An 18,409-nucleotide genomic window follows, 5' to 3' on the forward strand; every position below is an offset into this window, starting at 1 on the left:
GGAGACATTTATATATGTGTTTCTAACTGTAGGCGACTTATGGATATAAACGATTTAATAAACGTGGGAATGGAGACGTTTCTCTAACGTGTTCCACACCTGAAATCCAAGCTACAGTACGTTCTAAACCTAATCCGAAACCACTGTGTGGCACGCTACCATAGCGACGTAAATCTAAATAATAGCTATAGCTTTCTTCATCTAATTGATGTTCATTAATACGTTGCTCTAATAAATCTAAGTCATTGATACGTTCTGAACCACCTATGATTTCACCATATCCTTCTGGTGCAATTAAGTCTGCACATAACACAGTGTCTTCATTATCAGGATTTGGTTGCATATAGAAAGGTTTAATCTTAGTTGGATAATTAGTAATAAATACTGGTAAGTCATAATGATTAGCAATTGCTGTTTCATGAGGCGCACCAAAGTCTTCGCCCCATTCAATATCATCAAAACCTTCTTCTTTTAAGAATTTGATAGCATCATCATAAGAAATGCGTGGGAACGGTGTTGCCACTTTTTCTAGTTTACTTGTATCTCTATCTAATGCTTTTAATTCTAATTGACAGTTTTTAAGTACTGATTGCACGATATGTGCCACATATTGTTCTTGTACTTCTAAACTTTCTTCATGATTAGTGAACGCCATTTCAGGTTCAATCATCCAGAACTCGATTAAATGACGACGTGTTTTTGATTTTTCTGCTCTAAAAGTAGGACCAAATGAAAATACACGACTATGTGCCATTGCGGCAGCTTCCATGTATAATTGTCCACTTTGTGATAAGAAAGCATCTTCATCAAAATATTTAGTATGGAATAGCTCACTTGTACCCTCAGGTGCACTTGCAGTTAAAATCGGTGGGTCAATTTTAATGAAGCCATTTTCATTAAAGAATTCATAAGTGGCTCTAATAATTTCATTTCTGATTTTCATTACAGCATGTTGTTTTTTAGAACGTAACCATAAATGACGGTGATCCATTAAAAATTCAGTGCCGTGATTTTTAGGTGTGATTGGATAGTCATGTGCTTCGTGAATAACTTTGATTGATTTCACTTGCATTTCATATCCTAAATCTGAGCGATTATCCTCAGTAATAACGCCTGTCACGTATAATGATGATTCTTGAGTGATTTCTTTAGCAAGTTTGAATGTGTCTTCATCAACTTCTGATTTGACAACTACACCTTGCATAAAGCCACTGCCATCACGTAATTGTAAGAATGCAATTTTACCGCTAGAGCGTTTGTTTGTTAACCAAGCACCAATAGTTACTTCTTGGTTAAGATGCTGTTTAGCTTGTTTGATAGTTGTTTTCATAACTAGTCTCCTATTTGAATTTTCTATTTATATAATCCTTTATCATTTTAACAAAATAGAAAGTGAAGTTCTAGCACATGGCTAGCTTGCGTTAAGGATATTCTTCTCTTCCTATTTATTTTTATCTATATTTCGTTGGATTTTTTGTAACAATTTACTGAACTGTTGTATATCCCCTTTTTTCTGCACATAGTTCTCCAATGTTTGAGCAAAGAAAGATTGATAATTACTGTTCACAAGACGATCGTCAAATGAAACAATTAGCCCTTTGTCATCTTCTTTACGGATTAAACGACCTAGGCCTTGTCTAAAACGGGTAACGGCATCTGGTAAAACGTAGTCTTTAAATGTGGAATCAAATTCAGAATCCATCAACCAATGTTTTGTATTGTATTTATTCATGAATGGCAATTTAGCTATCATGACACATTTAATACCGTTAGATTGATAATCAAATCCTTCAAAGAATGTAGATGTTCCTAAAAGAATTGATTTATCAAAATTATTAAATTGTTGTACGATCTTATAGTTTTGATTTTGTTGTTGCGTCAAAATAACGTAATCTTCAAAAGTTGGTAATTCATTTAATAATTCTTGAACCATATACATCATGCGATAACTTGTAAAAAGAACAAGACATTTAGACTCTGTAATAGAAACATACTCTTCAAGATAATCCACTATTGAAGCTACATAATCATCAATATTTTTATAATTATAAGACACTACATCGCTCGGTATATAGATGTTTGTGTTCTTTTTATTAGTTAAGGTTGACTGTACTTCATAAGTATTAAACTGTATTTCTTCATTAAACCAATTTTTAAATGCATCAAAGGAATGATTAAACGTTAACGTGCCTGAAATAAATGTTAAAGAATTAAATTTATCTAGTACTTGTGTTGTGAGAACGTCTTTTACAGCATAATCTTTTACAATTAATCGAATAGTTGATTTTTGAGATATATTTTTAATAGAAATATAAGCTGTATGATTATTTTTTAAGCTTTGCTCAATATTTCTGTAACTGTCATTGATATATAATAATTGCTTACGTATAGATTTAATGGTTTTATGCGTCATGCCATTGAAAAATTCCAAAGTTTTATTAATTTTATCTACAATCAAATGTAAATCTTTAAGTATCTGCGTTTTATCAAAATCAAATACATAATGATAACGATGCACTTCATCATCATGAACGTCAGATGATTGTATGATTTTAAAGATATTATTAAATAAAACTTCATTTAAATCATGAATCTCACTAATATTACTTTTTAGCCCGAAGACATCAATTGGTGCAATGTCTAATCGCTCTAAAATACGTTGTTGTTCTAGTTGATCTACTGCTTTTAATAGTTTTTCATTTTCATTTTTACCTATTAATCCAAGTTGATACTTCAAATCTGAGTAGTTAAGTTCATTCGTCACTTGGTTAAGTGCATAATCCGGTAAACGATGGGCTTCATCTATAATGCAATCATCAAATAATTGATAGATTGAATTCTCTTGATCAGAATGTATTAAATGTGCATGGTTTGTTATACCGATTTGTATATTCTGAGCATTGCGCTTAATGTAATTATAATAATGAATATCATGTCTTACAGGCACATATGTTTCAACCTTTTGTTCAAAATACATTTTTTGGCCACCTTTAAGGTTCAATTCTTGAATATCCCCTGTCGCTGTTTCAGTGATCCAAATAAGTAACTGCATTTTTAAAATATTCACTTCATAGTTAGAAGTATCATCTTTTAAAATTTGGCTAATTAAGCCTAACGAAATATAATCACTTTTACTTTTAATTAAAGCTGCATTAATTTTAAAATTTAAAGCTTCATTCAAACTTGGTATATCTTTTTGAAGTAATTGATTTTGAAGCAATTTAGTATTTGTTGAAATCATAACGTGACGGCCAGTTTCTATATTGTACATTAAAGCTGCCAATAAATAAGCAAGTGACTTACCACTACCTAATGGCGCTTCTATCATCGCTTTGTCACTATGCATTAATTGTTCCAAAATAATTTCAGACAAATAAAGCTGCTGTGGACGATAAGTAAGATTTAAAGCTTCGGTTACTTTAGTATAAAGTTGTTTTAAAGAACCATTAAAGTGAGTTTGCGGTGCCTTTAAATCACTTTGTTTTTTATAAATAATCTGTTCGAATTGATCAAATTGTACATCTAATTCAGTTTGTTTATGTTGACGAACCATTTCGAATAAAACGTTAAATAAGTCATACTTAAGGTTTTTACTTAAATAATAAAGTTGTTTAAGTGTATCTATAGGAAGTTGCTCAAATTTTTTAAAGGCTTTTATCATTAAGTATGCCGTGGTCGTCGCGTCTTCATCCGCTCTATGTGCGTTTGCAAGTGGAATATTGTGAGAATTTGCCAACTCACTTAGCTGATAGCTCTTATCAGTAGGAAAGACAATTTTGAACAATTCTAACGTATCTATCACTTTTTTAGGCGTATACGTGATACCACTTTTTTCAAAGGCCTTTTTAATAAAATTAAGATCGAAATCTACATTATGTGCTACGAACACACAATCTTTTAACTGATTAAAAATTTCATCTGCAATTTCATGGAAATATGGTGCTTCTACTAACATCGTTTCTTCAATAGAAGTCAATGCTTGGATGAATGGCGGTATTTCTAAATCAGTACGTATCATTGAATGATAAGTTCCAAATATTTTATTATCACGAACGAATGTAATACCAATTTGTATAATTTCATCATAGTCAAGTTGATTACCGGTCGTCTCTAAATCAACTACCGCAAAACTTGTGTTTGCCATTTATATCTCTCCTTATTCCCATGTCTTATACTTATATATCTATATCTGCGCTTATTAAACGTCTGACTTCGTTGTTTTCGTCTTTCACCATTAAGAAACCATCTTGGTCTATATCAATCGCTTCTCCTATAAATTGAGTGTCATTTTCAGTGAATCGCAACTTACGATGCCAGATGTTTGAAGCTTCGATATATTCTTCTCTAATTTCACTGAATGGTTGATTTAAAAATTGAGTATAGCGTTTTTCAATCTCATTAATTAATGTTATTAAAAAACGATATCTATCTATTTTTTCATCACTATGTAAGCGAATACTTGTTGCTCTATGTTCAATCTCTTTTCCGAAATCTTCTTTATCGTGATTAATATTAATGCCTATGCCACAAATAATTGCTTCAATAGCATCGTAGTTCGCTACCATTTCAGTTAAAAAACCACATACTTTTTTATCGTTAATATAAATATCATTAGGCCATTTAATCGCTACTTTATCATTAGAGAACATTTGGATGGCATCTCTAATGCCTAATGCGATAAATAAATTAAATTTCGGAATCATTGAAAATGGCACATTAGGTCTTAAAACTAATGACATCCATAATCCTTTACCTTTTGATGACGCCCAGTTTCGATTAAATCTACCACGTCCTTGTGTTTGTTCCTCACTAAGTATCATCATTGAGTCTTCATAGTTTACTAAAGTTTGCTTAGCAATCGTTTGTGTCGATTCAACAGAATCATACACTTCTACAGTAGAAATGAGATTCTGTTGTTCTAACAAATTAGTTACAATGCCACTATACCATTGATTAGGTAATGCATTTAGTTTATGACCTTTTTGATTAATAGATTTAATATCGAAACCTTCTATTTTTAATTGATCAATAATTTTTTTTACTGCGGCTCTAGAAATTTGTAATTGATCTGCGATATATTGACCTGAAATATATTCAGATTGGTTTTTATATAGCATTGCTATAACATCTTGACTATATTTTGACATTGTCATCCACCCACTTCAAAATTTCATCTTTAGTATTTTGAACTTTACCAATAACAACTGCGCCTTCTACTTTACGAAGTAATTCTTTTAACCATGGTCCACTCTTCTTTTGAAAATGATTTAACAAGTCGCCACCATTAATATTCATATCTTTACGAGTTTGAATAGGAAGTTGATTCGCTATTTCATTAATTGTTTGTTCGTTAATAATTAATGGTGAAGCCGTTGCTAAGCTATTAGCATGAAGTATAGACTGAATGTTAAGTACTTCTTGTATATTTGTCTTACCATAATCGTACACACATAGTTTCAAATCGTCTTTATTATTGATTTGTGGCAATACTGTCATTATTTTTGAATAAAGTTGAATGTCTGATTTTTCTTTATTACTAATTTTTAATTTTGATAATGACGTTTGAGGTTGACATTTAGTTATAATGATAGCTAGCCACATTTCAAATCTGATCGGCGTCTCTATTTTGACTTGATTCATATCTATATCTTTGAAAAAAGGAACATGCGTAAATAAGCCTAATGTTAATAAATTACTGTAACTTTCCCCAACATTTTGGCCACTTATTAATTTCTTTAATTCGACTACAATACGTTCAATTGATAAGTGTTCTATATCTTCAATTTGCTCTTGCATAGCAATATAGGTCATTTTGTCTATTATAAAATCTAATTGTGATTGAAAGCGTAGCCCTCTAAGAATGCGTAAAGCATCTTCGCTAAAACGCTCTTGTGCATCTCCAACTGTTCGAATAAGTCTATGATTGATATCATCTTGTCCTTCAAAATAGTCATAAAGTTTATAATTTTTATCCATAGCGATAGCATTAATTGTAAAATCTCGACGTTGAACGTCTTTATATAAATCACGAACAAAATATACTTCACTTGGTCTACGGTGATCTACATAGTCTGATTCTGCTCTAAACGTAGTCACTTCATAGTTATCACCTTGATAGACTACGTTGACTGTCCCGTGTTCTCTACCAATAGGAATTGTATGGTCAAACATATCTTCTATTTCATCAGGTGTAGCACTAGTGGTGATGTCAATATCATGAACTGCTCTATCCATAATATAATCTCTCACTGAACCTCCAACGAAATAAGCCTCAAAGTCATTTTTTTCAATTGTATCTAAAATAGGCAACGCCTTTTCAAATAATTCAATACCCATATTATGCCTCTTCTTTGTTTAACATTTTTTTATAATAATATTCATATTGATCCGTAATTAAATCTGAAGCAAAGCGTTCTTCAATATCCTTTAGCATATTAGATTGTAATTTATTATAAAGTGATGGATTAGTTAATAATTCTAAAGCATAATTACTAGCACTTTCACTATCGCCGACATCTACAATGAAACCTGTTTCTTCATGTTTTATTACTTCTTTAATACCACCAGCATTAGAACCAATAGGTACTACACCTGTCTTCATAGCTTCAAGTAGTGTCAGACCAAAGCTTTCTTTTTCACTTAATAATAATACTAAATCTGACATTTGATAAAATTCACTTACTTGATCTTGTTTGCCTAAAAATAAAACATACTCTTCAATATCAAGTTCTCTAGCTTTCTTTCTCATATCGAGTAATTCAGGTCCATCACCTAATAAAATAAGCTTACTTGGTAACTTTGCATGTACTTTTGCAAACGTTTCTAATATCGTATCTATACGTTTTACTCTTCTAAAATTAGATACATGAATTAAAACTTTCTCTTCAGGTTTTATGCCATACATTTCTTTTAGTTTTGTTTCGCGACGTGTTGGGAATTCATTTTCACGGACAAAATTATAAATAGGTACAATTTCTTTCTCTGTTTCAATAATATCTTTAGTCTGCTTTGCTAATGAATGGCTTACGCTCGTTACAATATCGCTTTGTTCAATACCAAATTTAATTGCTCCTTTGAGTGAATGATCATAGCCTAGAACTGTTATATCTGTGCCATGTAATGTGGTCATAATCTTAATATCTCTACCTGACATTTGACGGGCTAGAATACCACACACTGCATGAGGCACTGCGTAATGCATATGTAAGATGTCTAAATCATACTCTTTGATCACATCAGAAATCTTTGTACTTAGCGTAATGTCATAAGGGGGATATTGAAAAACAGCGTATTGATTAACTTCAACTTGATGAAATCTAATATTTGGTAAAGGTTTACGAATTCTAAATGGAATGTTTGAAGTAATAAAGTGGACCTCATGCCCTCTTTCAGCCATTTTAATCCCTAATTCGGTCGCTATAATCCCGGAACCACCCATTGAAGGGTAACAAGTTATACCTATTTTCATAAGGCAATTCCCGTCCTTTCTATTTGTATCGTTTATTTACGCTCGAAACGATCTTTATCTCGTGTATTGAACTTGTACATTGTCTCGTTAAAACTTTCAGTCATATCAATATCTAATGAGTTGGCGATGCAAAGTAATACGAATAAATTATCGCCAAGTTCTGCTTTGATTGTATTTTCTGCTTCGGAGTCTTTCTTTTTCTTTTCACCATGATAGTGATTAATCTCTCTTGCTAGTTCGCCTACTTCTTCAGTTAAACGAGCAAGGTTAGCCAATGGGGAGAAATACCCTGCTTTAAATTGTCCGATATAGTCATCGACTTCATTTTGCATATCTTTCATTGATTTCATAACTAAACTCCTTTGCAAATGATTCTAATATAGTATATATCATATTAAACAATCATGCATTTTATGAATATGGAAAACATCAATTAATTTAAATTGCTAGTTGAAAGTAGATTTATATAAATGAGTCATATCAATTTTAATAAAAAAACTGGCATTTACTCTTATGAGTAAATACCAGCTTGAAAATGACTTAGTTATTATCGCTTGCTTTTGCCATTAAGATAATTCTTACAAGCTCAGCAACAGCTGTAGCAGTTGCTGCAACATATGTCATAGCAGCAGCAGATAATACTTTTTTCGCATGTTTATATTCTTTTTCATTCACAATATTTAAAGCAGTAATTTGTTTCATTGCTCTTGAACTTGCATCGAATTCAACAGGTAATGTAACAATAGAGAAAAGCACCGCTAATGATAATAATCCAGCGCCAATCCATAATGCTGTTGAACCAAATGCACTACCCATAGCTGTTAAGATAACACCTAGCATGACAATCATATAACTAAGTGAACTACCTAAGTTTGCTAAAGGCACTAATGCAGTTCTAAAACGTAAGAATGCATAACCTTGAGCATGCTGAATAGCGTGTCCAACTTCATGGGCTGCAATAGCTGTTCCAGCTACTGATGGTCTATCAAAGTTTGCCGGAGATAAACAAACAACTTTTTTATTAGGATCATAGTGGTCAGTTAAAAAGCCTTCACCTTTCACGACATCCACATCATGAATGCCATTGGCACGTAGAATTTCTTCAGCTACTTCGCGACCTGTTTTACCACTTGTTGATCTAACTTGTGAATATTTTTCATAATTTGATTTAACTTTGTGTTGTGCCCACATAGGAATGAGCATAATAATGACGATATATATTATATAAGACACTATTGACAATAATTCCACTCTCCTTTAATAACATTTTACTGGCTATTACCATCATAATCAAATAATTTAAACTTTGATACAAATTGTAAATAATAATACATTATGATAGCTAGTATGCTCAATATAAATGCAATATACCCTACCATAGCCGTATGAGCAGCAATAAAATTATAATATGGATATTTGCCAAGAACATAGTCAATATAATCATTGTTGAATATCCATATGATAGCTATAAATAACCCATGCATTGATATAGTAAATCTAGGATAGAAATATAAAGCTTCTATAGCCATAATACCGTGACTCATAATAAGAAAGATATTCATAATCGTTATATCATGAGCATAATAAATCATTATTACATTCATAATGACAGCCCACAGTCCGTATTTAACTAAAGTAACAAATGCTAATGCTTCTATAATTGAATTACGCTTATTGACAAGTAAGCCAATGATAGCGACACATAAAAATAACGAAGCAATTGGACTATCTGGAATGAATGGCAAAAAATACCATGGCGCTTTATTTAATTGATCACTATACCATATAAAGCCATATATCGTTCCACCAAAGTTACAAATGAGTAAAAACATCAAACAAGTACGATGAAAGAGTGTTAACTCCCAAAATTGTTTTAAATTAAGCATACATAATTAATCCTTTGATGATAAATAATGACGACGTGCTTTCAAATTATTTAGAATTTGAGTCAATTGATAAAATTGTTCTCGGTCATTCATTTGTAAACTTAAATCTATATTCACTTGTAATTGTTCTAATAAAGAATTTTCTTTATAAGTATCTAATATAAGATGATGAATATTTTCTAAATAAGATGCATAATGTGTTGAATGAATTAACTGTTGGATAATTAAATCATTGAACTTAGCATCAGGATAGTGCGCTTCATCAAAATGAATTAAAATATCAAAAGAAATAGCCTGATTTGTAATATAAGTGAATATCTCATTTGTATTAATTAGAATTCGATTATTTTTCGTTAGTTTTATAGCTGAAGCATTGGCGTATTTCAAACCTATTTCAAGTGTTGTATGATCTGCAATCCTACGATTAACGAAATGAATATTCTGTAAGCTTTTGGGTGATGCTTTTAAAAAGTTCAACAGCCATACGCTAATCCTTGATTTAAAATGATAATGAAACAAAGCATATTCAATATAGCTTTGTTTCATACTGGTAAGTGTATGTTCCAAGAGGATCACCTACTTTAATAATCCAATCGGTTTGCTTCTTCGTGCCATGTTTCATTACTAGGATCAATTTCTAACAATTGATTTAGTATAGATTTTGCTTCTTCTTTATGACCAATTTCAGTTAAATAGAAATAATAGTCACTTAAGAAAGCACTTTGTGATTTCATTGTTGGATAAGCAAGTTCAAAGAAATGTTGCGCTTCTTTGTCTCGCTCTTCTTCTCCATAGGCATGAGCTAAATGCCACATAAATACCGGGTCTAAATCTTCCTCGTCCACGTAAGATAATAATTCAATAATTGCTTCATAATCTTCTTCATTACGGAATAAGTCACTTAAGATTAATAGTGGTTCATGATAGGCATTATCTACTTCAAGTGCTTGTTTAAGCAATGCGACACCTTCATTTGCATCACCATGTTCTATTTCTAGACTACCTGTTGAGACCATCAACTCTTTATAGAATTGATTTAAGCGTAAACCTTCTTTGCCGGTTTCAATCGCATCGGCATAATTCTTTTCATTCTCATATAAAGATTGTAAATAGAAGTATCCTTGAATAAAGTCAGGATCTTTAGATAATAATGTCGTCATAATTTTAATCGCTTCTTGAGTGATATCATTCTTTTCATAAGCGATTGATTTTTTGAAGAAGTCTTCCGATGTCATTTCATCTTCATTTATTTCATCAAATAAATTAATGGCATCACTATAGTTCCCGCTTTGTAAAGCACAATCAGCCATGCGTGCGAATAAATTAACGCCATTAACTTCATATTCGCCTGTATCTAAAACAACTTCATATTCACGAGTTGCACGTAAATATTGACCATCAAAGTACAGTAGTTCAGCTAAAGCGAAATGAATAATAGGATCATTAGGTTCAAGTTCGCGTGCTTCAATAAGCTTATCAATGGCCACTTCTATCATATTAATTTGTTGGTAAAGATCAGCTTCAAGCATTAGTTTTTCAGTAGAAAGCTCAACTTGACTTAAATATTCTAATGCTTCGTCTGTTTGATTCTCAGACATAAGTCCTTCAATAAAATAAATTAATAATTCACTTTCATCAGGATACTTATGATAAAGTGTTCTAAATACTTCTAGCCCTTGAGGTGTTAAACCGAAATTATATAAGGTTTCACCTAAGATGAATAAAGCATCGTCATTATTTGAATTTAATGCTTCATTGACACGTGTATCTAAGTTATCTAATTTTTGAAGATTGATATCGTCTATTAATTTATAGATATCCTCCATAGTGTACTATCCCTCATTTTCTAAAAGCTTTAATTTAGGCAAGAAACCTGGGAATGATACGTTAACTGCATCAAATTGACGGATTGTGATTGGTTCGCTACTTAATAATCCTGCTATAGCAAGCATCATACCTATACGATGATCCGTTAAACTATCAACAGTAGCAGGTGTCGTAAATTCAGATGGATGGATAATGAGCCCATCTGCGGTAGGTTGAAGTTCAAAACCTAATAATCCGAGCATATCAGCAGTTGTATCAATTCGATTTGTTTCTTTAACTTTTAATTCCTCTGCATCTTTTATGATACTAGTTCCTGTTGCTTGAGTACATAATAGTGCAATAATAGGTAATTCATCAATTGCTTTAGGGACTATATCCCCCTCTATATGCACTGGCTTTAAGTTTGGTGTATAAGTAATTCTAATAGACGCAGTAGGTTCAGAAGTTTGTGTAATATTAAATAATTCAATATTACCGCCCATTTGTTCAACGATGTCTATAATACCTGAACGTGTAGGATTTATGCCAACATTATGAATTGTAATGTCACTGCCTGGCGTAATTAATGCAGCTACAATAAAGAAAGCTGCTGATGAGATATCTCCTGGTACGTAGAAATCTCTTGGTTTGATGTTTTGAAGTGCGTTCGGTTCAAGTTTAATCGTCTTATTATCGACAGTAATAGGAATATTGTAATGTTCGAACATCGTTTCTGTGTGATTACGACTTATATCTAATTCAGTAATAATAGTCGTATCTTTAGCAAATAAACTTGCTAATAATATAGCACTTTTAACTTGCGCACTTGCTACTTCCATTTGGTAAGTAATACCTTTAATTGAAGCGGGTTCAATCACTAATGGTGTGTAATTGTTATCTATGCCACGAATATTTGCGCCCATGAGACGAAGCGGTTTCAATACACGACTCATCGGGCGTGTGCCAATAGATTTATCTCCAGATAATACGCACTCAATACCTAATCCACTCAGCAAACCAGCGAGTAACCGTGTTGTAGTTCCAGAATTTCCAGTATACAACGTTTGATGAGGCGTTTTAAAGTTCTCATATCCTGGTGAATCCACGATAATTTTATCATCTGTAATAGTAATATCAACACCGAGTAATTTGAAGATTTCTGCTGTACGTTGACAGTCTTCACCTAATAAAGGTTTGTGAATGACAGATTTACCTTTTGCTAAAGAAGATAACATAATTGCTCTATGAGTCATTGATTTATCTCCAGGCACTTCAATTTCACCTTTTAAAGGTCCATGTATATCTATAACTTGTTCATTTGCCATATTTTTCACCTACTTTGCTAAAGATTGTAATTCATTGAAAGCATTCATTAACACATCTTTACTCACATGATGAACAGAGGGTTTACCTATGGTTTCAAGTAGCACCATTTGAATACCTTCACCATTATTCTTCTTGTCAGTTAGCATGTAATTATATAAATCTTCGAAATCTAAATCATTAATAATAGTGACAGGATAATGCAGTTGATTAATATAATCCCAATAATGTTGAATATCGAAATCAGCATTGAGCATCGCATTAGATACAATAAATTGATATATCATTCCTATCATAATAGCGTGACCATGAGGAATTTTATGCTTATATTCAACTGCGTGACCAAACGTATGTCCTAAATTTAGATATTTGCGCATGTTTTGTTCTTTTTCATCTTTAATAATAATATTTAATTTCGTTTTAATACCTTTAAATATAAATTGATCTATTTCTTTGAGTGACTGCAATTTCTCTTTGTTTGAAAAGTGCTTTTCAATATCGTCTACTGCCACTTGTCCTGTTAATAGCGCATGTTTATATACTTCAGCATAACCGCTTAATATCTCTTCATATGGTAACGTTTGTAAGAAATCTAAATCATAAATAACAGCCTTTGGTCTATAAAATGAGCCAATAAGGTTTTTCCCATGTGAAGAATTAATGCCTACTTTACCACCAACACTTGAATCGTGCGCCAGTATAGTTGTTGGTACCTGGATAAAATCTACACCTCTTAAAAGCGTAGATGCAAGAAATCCAGTGAAATCACCAGTTGCTCCACCACCGATTGCTACTAAACATGTATTTCTGGTAAGTTGATAACCTAATAATTTTTCAATTACTTCATAATAATGGTGGAAGGTTTTCATTTTCTCACCAGCAGGTACAGTTAATTTGAAAATATTAGATTGCGTAAGTAAAGATTCAAATTTACTTTTGAAATTAAAATCTACATACTCGTCAATAATAAGAAAAACTTTATCATATTCTTGTATATAGTCTGTTAAATAATCAAACGCATGATGTTCAACGATAATAGGATAATTATTATTAGGATATGTCGTTTGTAATTGCATAAAAAGACCTCGATTCTTACAAATAAATAATATTATTAAAATTCAATATTAAGTTTTCTACGCTCTGAAATTTGTTCTTTTAATTGATCGATATGATTTGATTGAAACTCTTCAAGTAATGCTTTAGCAACTTCAAATGCAACTACATGTTCACAAACCACGCTAGCTGCAGGTACTGCACAACTATCAGAGCGTTCAATTGTAGCTTTAAAATCTTCTTTCGTGTTAATATCTACTGAATTTAAAGGTTTATAGAGTGTTGGAATAGGTTTCATTACACCATTAACAATAATCGGCATACCATTTGTCATACCCCCTTCAAATCCACCTAAGTGATTTGAACCTCTGTAAAAACCTTTTTCAGAATCATATAAAATTTCATCTTGAATTTCACTGCCTGGTTTTTCAGCTGCTTTAAAACCTTCACCAAAGCTAACCCCTTTAAAGGCATTAATACTTACGACGCCTTGAGCAATACGACCATCCAATTTACGGTCATAATGCACATAGCTTCCTACACCGATAGGCATATTTTCTACCATAACTTGCACAACACCACCGATAGAGTCACCTTCTTTTTTAGCTTCATCTATCTTATCGCGCATTTTTTGAGCAATAGTATCGTCGATGACACGAACATCATTTTTATCAATGTTTTGTTTGAAAGTTTCCTCATCATATAATCCTTCGTCTTTAACCCCACCTATTTCAACTACACGACTATATGTATGAACATCTAATTGTTGTAGTAAAATTTTAGCAACAGCTCCTACAGCTACACGGGCAGCTGTTTCTCTTGCAGAAGATCGTTCTAAAACATTTCTTAAGTCACGATGATTATATTTCATACCACCAATCAAATCAGCGTGACCTGGACGTGGTTTAGTAATAGTACGTTTCATATTTTGTCGTTCTTCATCGCTAATAGGCTCAATGCCCATAATATTTCTCCAATGCGTAAAATCATCATTTTTAACTACTATTGTAACGGGACTACCTAATGTGTAACCGTTTCTTACGCCAGAGACAATCTCGACAGCGTCTTTTTCAATTTGCATTCGACGGCCTCTGCCATAACCACCTTGTCGTTTAAACATTTCTTTATTAATATCTTCAGCTTTGATTTCTAAATTTGCAGGTACACCTTCAATAATTACTGTTAATTGAGGACCATGTGATTCTCCTGATGTTAAATATCTCATGAGAAAACGCTCCTTTCCTTTACTACGTTAAATTGTAATATGTGTTATCATATCATATTCACAGTTAGAACATAACTAATGTTTTAGATATTGAATGAATTTGTGTGAATATTTAAATAACTTATGGTTCAATATATTCCAAAAAAATAAGAGTAACACTCTCTAAAGGCGCGCTACTCTTATCTTTAAAATTTATATTTAGAAATTATTCATATAACCAAGTATCTCTAGTTGCTTCATAATCACTTAATTCTTCTTCTTTGAACCATAAACCAATTTCACGTGTTGCAGACTCAACTGAATCAGAACCATGAATCACATTTCTACCTACTGTTAAGCCTAAATCTCCTCTAATAGAACCTGGTGTTGCTTCAGAAGGATTTGTTTTACCAATGATATGTCGAGATACGTCTACTGCATCTTCCCCTTCAACTACCATTGCAAAAACGGGTGCTGATGTAATAAATGAGATTAATTTATTATAGAAAGGTTTATCTTTATGCTCAGCATAATGTTCTTCCGCTAATGATTGAGGTACTGTCATTAATTTAGCTCCAACCAATTTTAGCCCTTTACGCTCAATACGCGTGATAATTTCTCCAATTAAATTACGTTGTACCGCATCCGGCTTAATCATTAAAAAAGTTCTTTCCATTGTGGTTCCCCCTATGTTTTAGACATAAAAATTTTTTGAAAATTAGATTACTTTATTTGTACCATTTATGTATAAAAACTTGTTTTTTAATAAAAAACAACCTGCTACTTCTTAATAGTAACAGGTTGATAAAGCGCTTTCAATATATTTTCATACTCATTATACATTTCGTGATCCCATTTTTTTAATAAGTTTAATAAATAAATTTTGTGCATTTGATTCATTCAATTGATCAATTAAATTGAGTGCTTTTTTTAAGTATTTATCACTGATTTCTTTAGATTGTTGAATACTATCAGATTCTCTAATACGAGAAATAATCGGAGAGAACTCTTCAGAATTCGTTTGATGGTTTAAAGCTGCAATTTGTTGTTTAAATGTTGGGTCTTTTCGCATTTCTAATAATACTGGTAACGTAATATGACCATTCATTAAATCACTGCCTACTGGTTTACCTAGTTTCTTTTCCGTGCTAGTGAAATCCAATATATCATCGACAATTTGAAAGCTCATTCCAATATAATGTCCAATCATTTTTAATTTGTAAATCGTTTCATCATCAGCTTCAGACGTAATTGCTCCTACTTCAGTAGCAAGTTGAATCAATAATGCAGTTTTACGATTGATACGTCGTAAATAGTTTGTAATAGTTTGATTACTGTTAAATTGATCTTGAAATTGGAAAAGTTCTCCTTTACATACGTCTACAATTGCATTAGATATAATATGATGTACGCGATTATCTTGTATTTCAGAAAGATGTTGTAGACCTAAAGCTAATAAGAAATTACCTGTTAAAATCGCAGTAGTAGTATCCCATTTTTTTACAATAGTTAAACGGCCACGGCGTTTATCACTTTTATCAATGACATCATCATGAACAAGTGTAGCCATATGAATTAATTCTAACGCTACAGCTACACGGTAAGTATCTTCAGTATTCTTTTTTGGGCCAAATTGACTACTCAATATAACAAATGCCGGTCTTACACGTTTACCACCTGACGATAGTAAATGGAAAGTTGCTTCTTGTAATACTGAATCATTGCTTTTGATAGCATGTTGAAGCCGTTTCTCTACATTCTTAATTTCACTATTCATGTTTAACTTTGCCACGTTAATCACCTTTTATTTTGTAGAACTTTTTTGTTTATAGCCTAGGTGCATTGCAGCAACGCCCCCTGTGAAGCTACGGACTCTGATATTGTTAAAACCAGCTTGTTCAAATAGACGTTTTAATTTTTGTTTATCAGGAAAATTAAACGTCGATTGTTGTAGCCATTCATATTCTTCTTTAGATTTGGCAAATAATTTACCGAAGATAGGCATTACAAATTTAAAATATAATTTGTACACTTGTTTGAACACAGGCATCGTAGGTTGACTTGTTTCTAGACATACAACCATGCCACCTGGTTTAAGCACTCTGTTCATTTCTTTTAATGCAACTAAATAATCAGGCACATTACGTAAACCGAAACCAATAGTTACATAATCAAATGAATTATCCTCAAATGGTAAATCCATAGCATCACCATGAACTAAATGAATATTATCCATTGATTTTGTTTTCTCTTTACCTACTTCAAGCATATTTTCACTAAAGTCTAAACCAGTCACTTCGCCATTAGGTCCAACTGCTTTACTTAACGCAATCGTCCAATCTGCAGTACCACAGCAGACGTCAAGCGCCTTACTATTGGCTTTTACGTTCATATCTTTCATTACGCGTTTGCGCCAAACTTTATGTTGCTCGAAACTAATAATATTATTTAATCGATCATATTTTTTTGAAATATTTTGAAACACTGTATGGACTTGTTCTTTATTTGCTTTATTTTCAGCCATTTATATTACCTCTACTTTTTTTCTATATAGCTTTGTTTAATTGATTTAAAAAATTGGTCTACTTCATTTTCAGTATACATCTTTAAATATGAAGGATAATACGATTCCACATTTTTAAATAAAGAATGGAAAATATCAATTTCTGATATTGATTGATTGCTAAAATGTGAAAGCGTAATAATAGGAAAAATAGTTTCTATTTTAATTATTGCTTCATAAATATCTTGTACTTCTAGGGATTGATGATGTAATGAAGATTTTAGTTCATTAGATTTAACAATTGCCTGACTAATAGCTAATTGAAATGCAGAATCATCAATTTCAGCTAATAATGTGTAAAAATGAGCACTTAATAAATCCCCAATTAATATAGATTTCTTAGATAATTTATTATGTGAAATTTCATCAAGATGTTTCATTGAAGTATCGATAGTGAGGCAAGCGAGTTTAGCATTCTCTGGGATATCGTAGCTATCTAATAAATCACTTAAATTACTATTAATATGAATTGATTCATAGTCAGTGATTCCCATAAGCCTTTGATCAATTTGTCTATTTAATATGCTTAATGTTCGTTCCATGTTCACACCTCACGTTATTATCACTATACATCTTAACATTATATCTATAAAAATAAAATATAGCGACTTCACAGGAATAAAACTTTATGAATAAACATCTTTTATATAGAAATATTCATGTATGAAATGTATTAAAATAATCAAGTTTTAATATGTATATACAGATATCTTTAAAAGAATTATATGTATAAATAAAAAAGCCCTCGAAGGGCTTTTTAAGTAAATTATTTTACAGCATCTTTTAATGCTTTACCAGCTTTGAATGCTGGAACTTTACTTGCAGGAATTTCGATTTCTTTACCTGTTTGAGGGTTACGTCCTTTACGTGCAGCACGTTCACGTACCTCAAAGTTTCCGAAACCAATTAATTGAACTTTTTCACCTTTAGAAAGTGAGCCTTGGATTGATTCGAAAACAGCGTCTACAGCTGCACCAGCTTCTTTTTTAGTTAAATCAGCTTGTTCAGCAACCGCGTTGATTAAATCAGTTTTATTCATTATGAATTCACCTCCAGATGAATGATAATGATATCTTTTTATATCATTATGCTATGACTTTAACACA

The 18,409-nt window shown here is 31.9% G+C and carries 18 protein-coding genes; all 18 read right to left on the bottom strand.

What is annotated here, in order from left to right; genetic code table 11:
• Window positions 1-37: 37 nt before the first annotated feature.
• The 18 genes from asnS to E2558_RS03970 all read right to left on the bottom strand — a co-directional run bounded on the left by asnS (window position 38) and on the right by E2558_RS03970 (window position 18,342).
• The gene (asnS, locus tag E2558_RS03885; protein ID WP_126566891.1) at window positions 38-1,330 is read right to left on the bottom strand and encodes an asparagine--tRNA ligase; all 1,293 of its coding nucleotides are present in this window, start codon (window positions 1,328-1,330) and stop codon (window positions 38-40) included.
• Window positions 1,331-1,441: 111 nt separating this feature from the next.
• A complete protein-coding gene (locus E2558_RS03890; RefSeq protein ID WP_126566892.1) occupies window positions 1,442-4,144 on the bottom strand; it encodes a helicase C-terminal domain-containing protein in 2,703 nt (900 codons plus the stop codon).
• A 31-nt stretch (window positions 4,145-4,175) separates the two neighbouring features.
• Window positions 4,176-5,147, bottom strand: a complete 972-nt coding sequence (locus E2558_RS03895; RefSeq protein ID WP_126566893.1) for a biotin--[acetyl-CoA-carboxylase] ligase — start codon at window positions 5,145-5,147, stop codon at window positions 4,176-4,178.
• Window positions 5,134-6,336 carry a CCA tRNA nucleotidyltransferase gene (locus E2558_RS03900; protein ID WP_126566894.1) on the bottom strand — a complete coding sequence of 401 codons (1,203 nt, stop codon included), beginning with the start codon at window positions 6,334-6,336 and terminating at the stop codon, window positions 5,134-5,136. The genes E2558_RS03895 and E2558_RS03900 overlap by 14 nt, the downstream gene beginning before the upstream one ends.
• 1 nt (window position 6,337) lies before the next feature.
• Entirely contained in the window at window positions 6,338-7,468 is a 1,131-nt protein-coding gene (gene bshA / locus E2558_RS03905; protein WP_126566895.1) for an N-acetyl-alpha-D-glucosaminyl L-malate synthase BshA, read from the bottom strand.
• 32 nt (window positions 7,469-7,500) lie between these two features.
• On the bottom strand, window positions 7,501-7,818 hold the full coding sequence (locus E2558_RS03910) for a nucleotide pyrophosphohydrolase (RefSeq protein WP_126566896.1): 318 nt from the start codon (window positions 7,816-7,818) through the stop codon (window positions 7,501-7,503).
• Between the two features lie 190 nt (window positions 7,819-8,008).
• The gene (locus E2558_RS03915; protein ID WP_126566897.1) at window positions 8,009-8,710 is read right to left on the bottom strand and encodes a zinc metallopeptidase; all 702 of its coding nucleotides are present in this window, start codon (window positions 8,708-8,710) and stop codon (window positions 8,009-8,011) included.
• Between the two features lie 26 nt (window positions 8,711-8,736).
• Window positions 8,737-9,354: a DUF1405 domain-containing protein gene (locus E2558_RS03920; RefSeq protein WP_126566898.1), complete on the bottom strand. Its 618-nt coding sequence runs from the start codon at window positions 9,352-9,354 to the stop codon at window positions 8,737-8,739.
• A gap of 6 nt (window positions 9,355-9,360) precedes the next feature.
• The gene (locus E2558_RS03925) at window positions 9,361-9,921 is read right to left on the bottom strand and encodes a YpiB family protein (RefSeq protein WP_126566899.1); all 561 of its coding nucleotides are present in this window, start codon (window positions 9,919-9,921) and stop codon (window positions 9,361-9,363) included.
• 14 nt (window positions 9,922-9,935) lie between these two features.
• On the bottom strand, window positions 9,936-11,180 hold the full coding sequence (locus E2558_RS03930) for a tetratricopeptide repeat protein (protein ID WP_126566900.1): 1,245 nt from the start codon (window positions 11,178-11,180) through the stop codon (window positions 9,936-9,938).
• Window positions 11,181-11,186: 6 nt separating this feature from the next.
• Window positions 11,187-12,485: a 3-phosphoshikimate 1-carboxyvinyltransferase gene (aroA, locus tag E2558_RS03935; RefSeq protein WP_126566901.1), complete on the bottom strand. Its 1,299-nt coding sequence runs from the start codon at window positions 12,483-12,485 to the stop codon at window positions 11,187-11,189.
• A gap of 9 nt (window positions 12,486-12,494) precedes the next feature.
• Window positions 12,495-13,559: a 3-dehydroquinate synthase gene (aroB, locus tag E2558_RS03940; RefSeq protein WP_126566902.1), complete on the bottom strand. Its 1,065-nt coding sequence runs from the start codon at window positions 13,557-13,559 to the stop codon at window positions 12,495-12,497.
• A 35-nt stretch (window positions 13,560-13,594) separates the two neighbouring features.
• Window positions 13,595-14,761 carry a chorismate synthase gene (gene aroC, locus E2558_RS03945; RefSeq protein WP_126566903.1) on the bottom strand — a complete coding sequence of 389 codons (1,167 nt, stop codon included), beginning with the start codon at window positions 14,759-14,761 and terminating at the stop codon, window positions 13,595-13,597.
• Between the two features lie 205 nt (window positions 14,762-14,966).
• Entirely contained in the window at window positions 14,967-15,416 is a 450-nt protein-coding gene (gene ndk / locus E2558_RS03950) for a nucleoside-diphosphate kinase (RefSeq protein ID WP_126566904.1), read from the bottom strand.
• Window positions 15,417-15,575: 159 nt separating this feature from the next.
• Window positions 15,576-16,532: a polyprenyl synthetase family protein gene (locus E2558_RS03955; RefSeq protein WP_126566905.1), complete on the bottom strand. Its 957-nt coding sequence runs from the start codon at window positions 16,530-16,532 to the stop codon at window positions 15,576-15,578.
• Between the two features lie 12 nt (window positions 16,533-16,544).
• Window positions 16,545-17,264 carry a demethylmenaquinone methyltransferase gene (locus E2558_RS03960; protein WP_126566906.1) on the bottom strand — a complete coding sequence of 240 codons (720 nt, stop codon included), beginning with the start codon at window positions 17,262-17,264 and terminating at the stop codon, window positions 16,545-16,547.
• 11 nt (window positions 17,265-17,275) lie between these two features.
• On the bottom strand, window positions 17,276-17,845 hold the full coding sequence (locus E2558_RS03965; RefSeq protein WP_126566907.1) for a heptaprenyl pyrophosphate synthase subunit A: 570 nt from the start codon (window positions 17,843-17,845) through the stop codon (window positions 17,276-17,278).
• 224 nt (window positions 17,846-18,069) lie between these two features.
• Entirely contained in the window at window positions 18,070-18,342 is a 273-nt protein-coding gene (locus E2558_RS03970) for an HU family DNA-binding protein (protein WP_103298232.1), read from the bottom strand.
• Window positions 18,343-18,409: the final 67 nt, after the last annotated feature.

The sequence above is a fragment of the Staphylococcus pragensis genome, assembly GCF_004785665.1.
GTDB classification, from domain to species: Bacteria; Bacillota; Bacilli; order Staphylococcales; family Staphylococcaceae; genus Staphylococcus; species Staphylococcus pragensis.

Excerpts from the sequence above, each read along its gene's own strand:
- aroA (WP_126566901.1), bottom strand. The coding sequence starts at position 12,485 with ATGGCAAATGAACAAGTTATAGATATACATGGACCTTTAAAAGGTGAA.
- E2558_RS03920 (WP_126566898.1), bottom strand. The coding sequence starts at position 9,354 with ATGCTTAATTTAAAACAATTTTGGGAGTTAACACTCTTTCATCGTACT.
- bshA (WP_126566895.1), bottom strand. The coding sequence starts at position 7,468 with ATGAAAATAGGTATAACTTGTTACCCTTCAATGGGTGGTTCCGGGATT.
- asnS (WP_126566891.1), bottom strand. The coding sequence starts at position 1,330 with ATGAAAACAACTATCAAACAAGCTAAACAGCATCTTAACCAAGAAGTA.
- ndk (WP_126566904.1), bottom strand. The coding sequence starts at position 15,416 with ATGGAAAGAACTTTTTTAATGATTAAGCCGGATGCGGTACAACGTAAT.
- E2558_RS03960 (WP_126566906.1), bottom strand. The coding sequence starts at position 17,264 with ATGGCTGAAAATAAAGCAAATAAAGAACAAGTCCATACAGTGTTTCAA.
- E2558_RS03970 (WP_103298232.1), bottom strand. The coding sequence starts at position 18,342 with ATGAATAAAACTGATTTAATCAACGCGGTTGCTGAACAAGCTGATTTA.
- E2558_RS03900 (WP_126566894.1), bottom strand. The coding sequence starts at position 6,336 with ATGGGTATTGAATTATTTGAAAAGGCGTTGCCTATTTTAGATACAATT.
- aroB (WP_126566902.1), bottom strand. The coding sequence starts at position 13,559 with ATGCAATTACAAACGACATATCCTAATAATAATTATCCTATTATCGTT.
- E2558_RS03965 (WP_126566907.1), bottom strand. The coding sequence starts at position 17,845 with ATGGAACGAACATTAAGCATATTAAATAGACAAATTGATCAAAGGCTT.
- E2558_RS03895 (WP_126566893.1), bottom strand. The coding sequence starts at position 5,147 with ATGTCAAAATATAGTCAAGATGTTATAGCAATGCTATATAAAAACCAA.
- E2558_RS03890 (WP_126566892.1), bottom strand. The coding sequence starts at position 4,144 with ATGGCAAACACAAGTTTTGCGGTAGTTGATTTAGAGACGACCGGTAAT.
- aroC (WP_126566903.1), bottom strand. The coding sequence starts at position 14,761 with ATGAGATATTTAACATCAGGAGAATCACATGGTCCTCAATTAACAGTA.
- E2558_RS03930 (WP_126566900.1), bottom strand. The coding sequence starts at position 11,180 with ATGGAGGATATCTATAAATTAATAGACGATATCAATCTTCAAAAATTA.
- E2558_RS03910 (WP_126566896.1), bottom strand. The coding sequence starts at position 7,818 with ATGAAATCAATGAAAGATATGCAAAATGAAGTCGATGACTATATCGGA.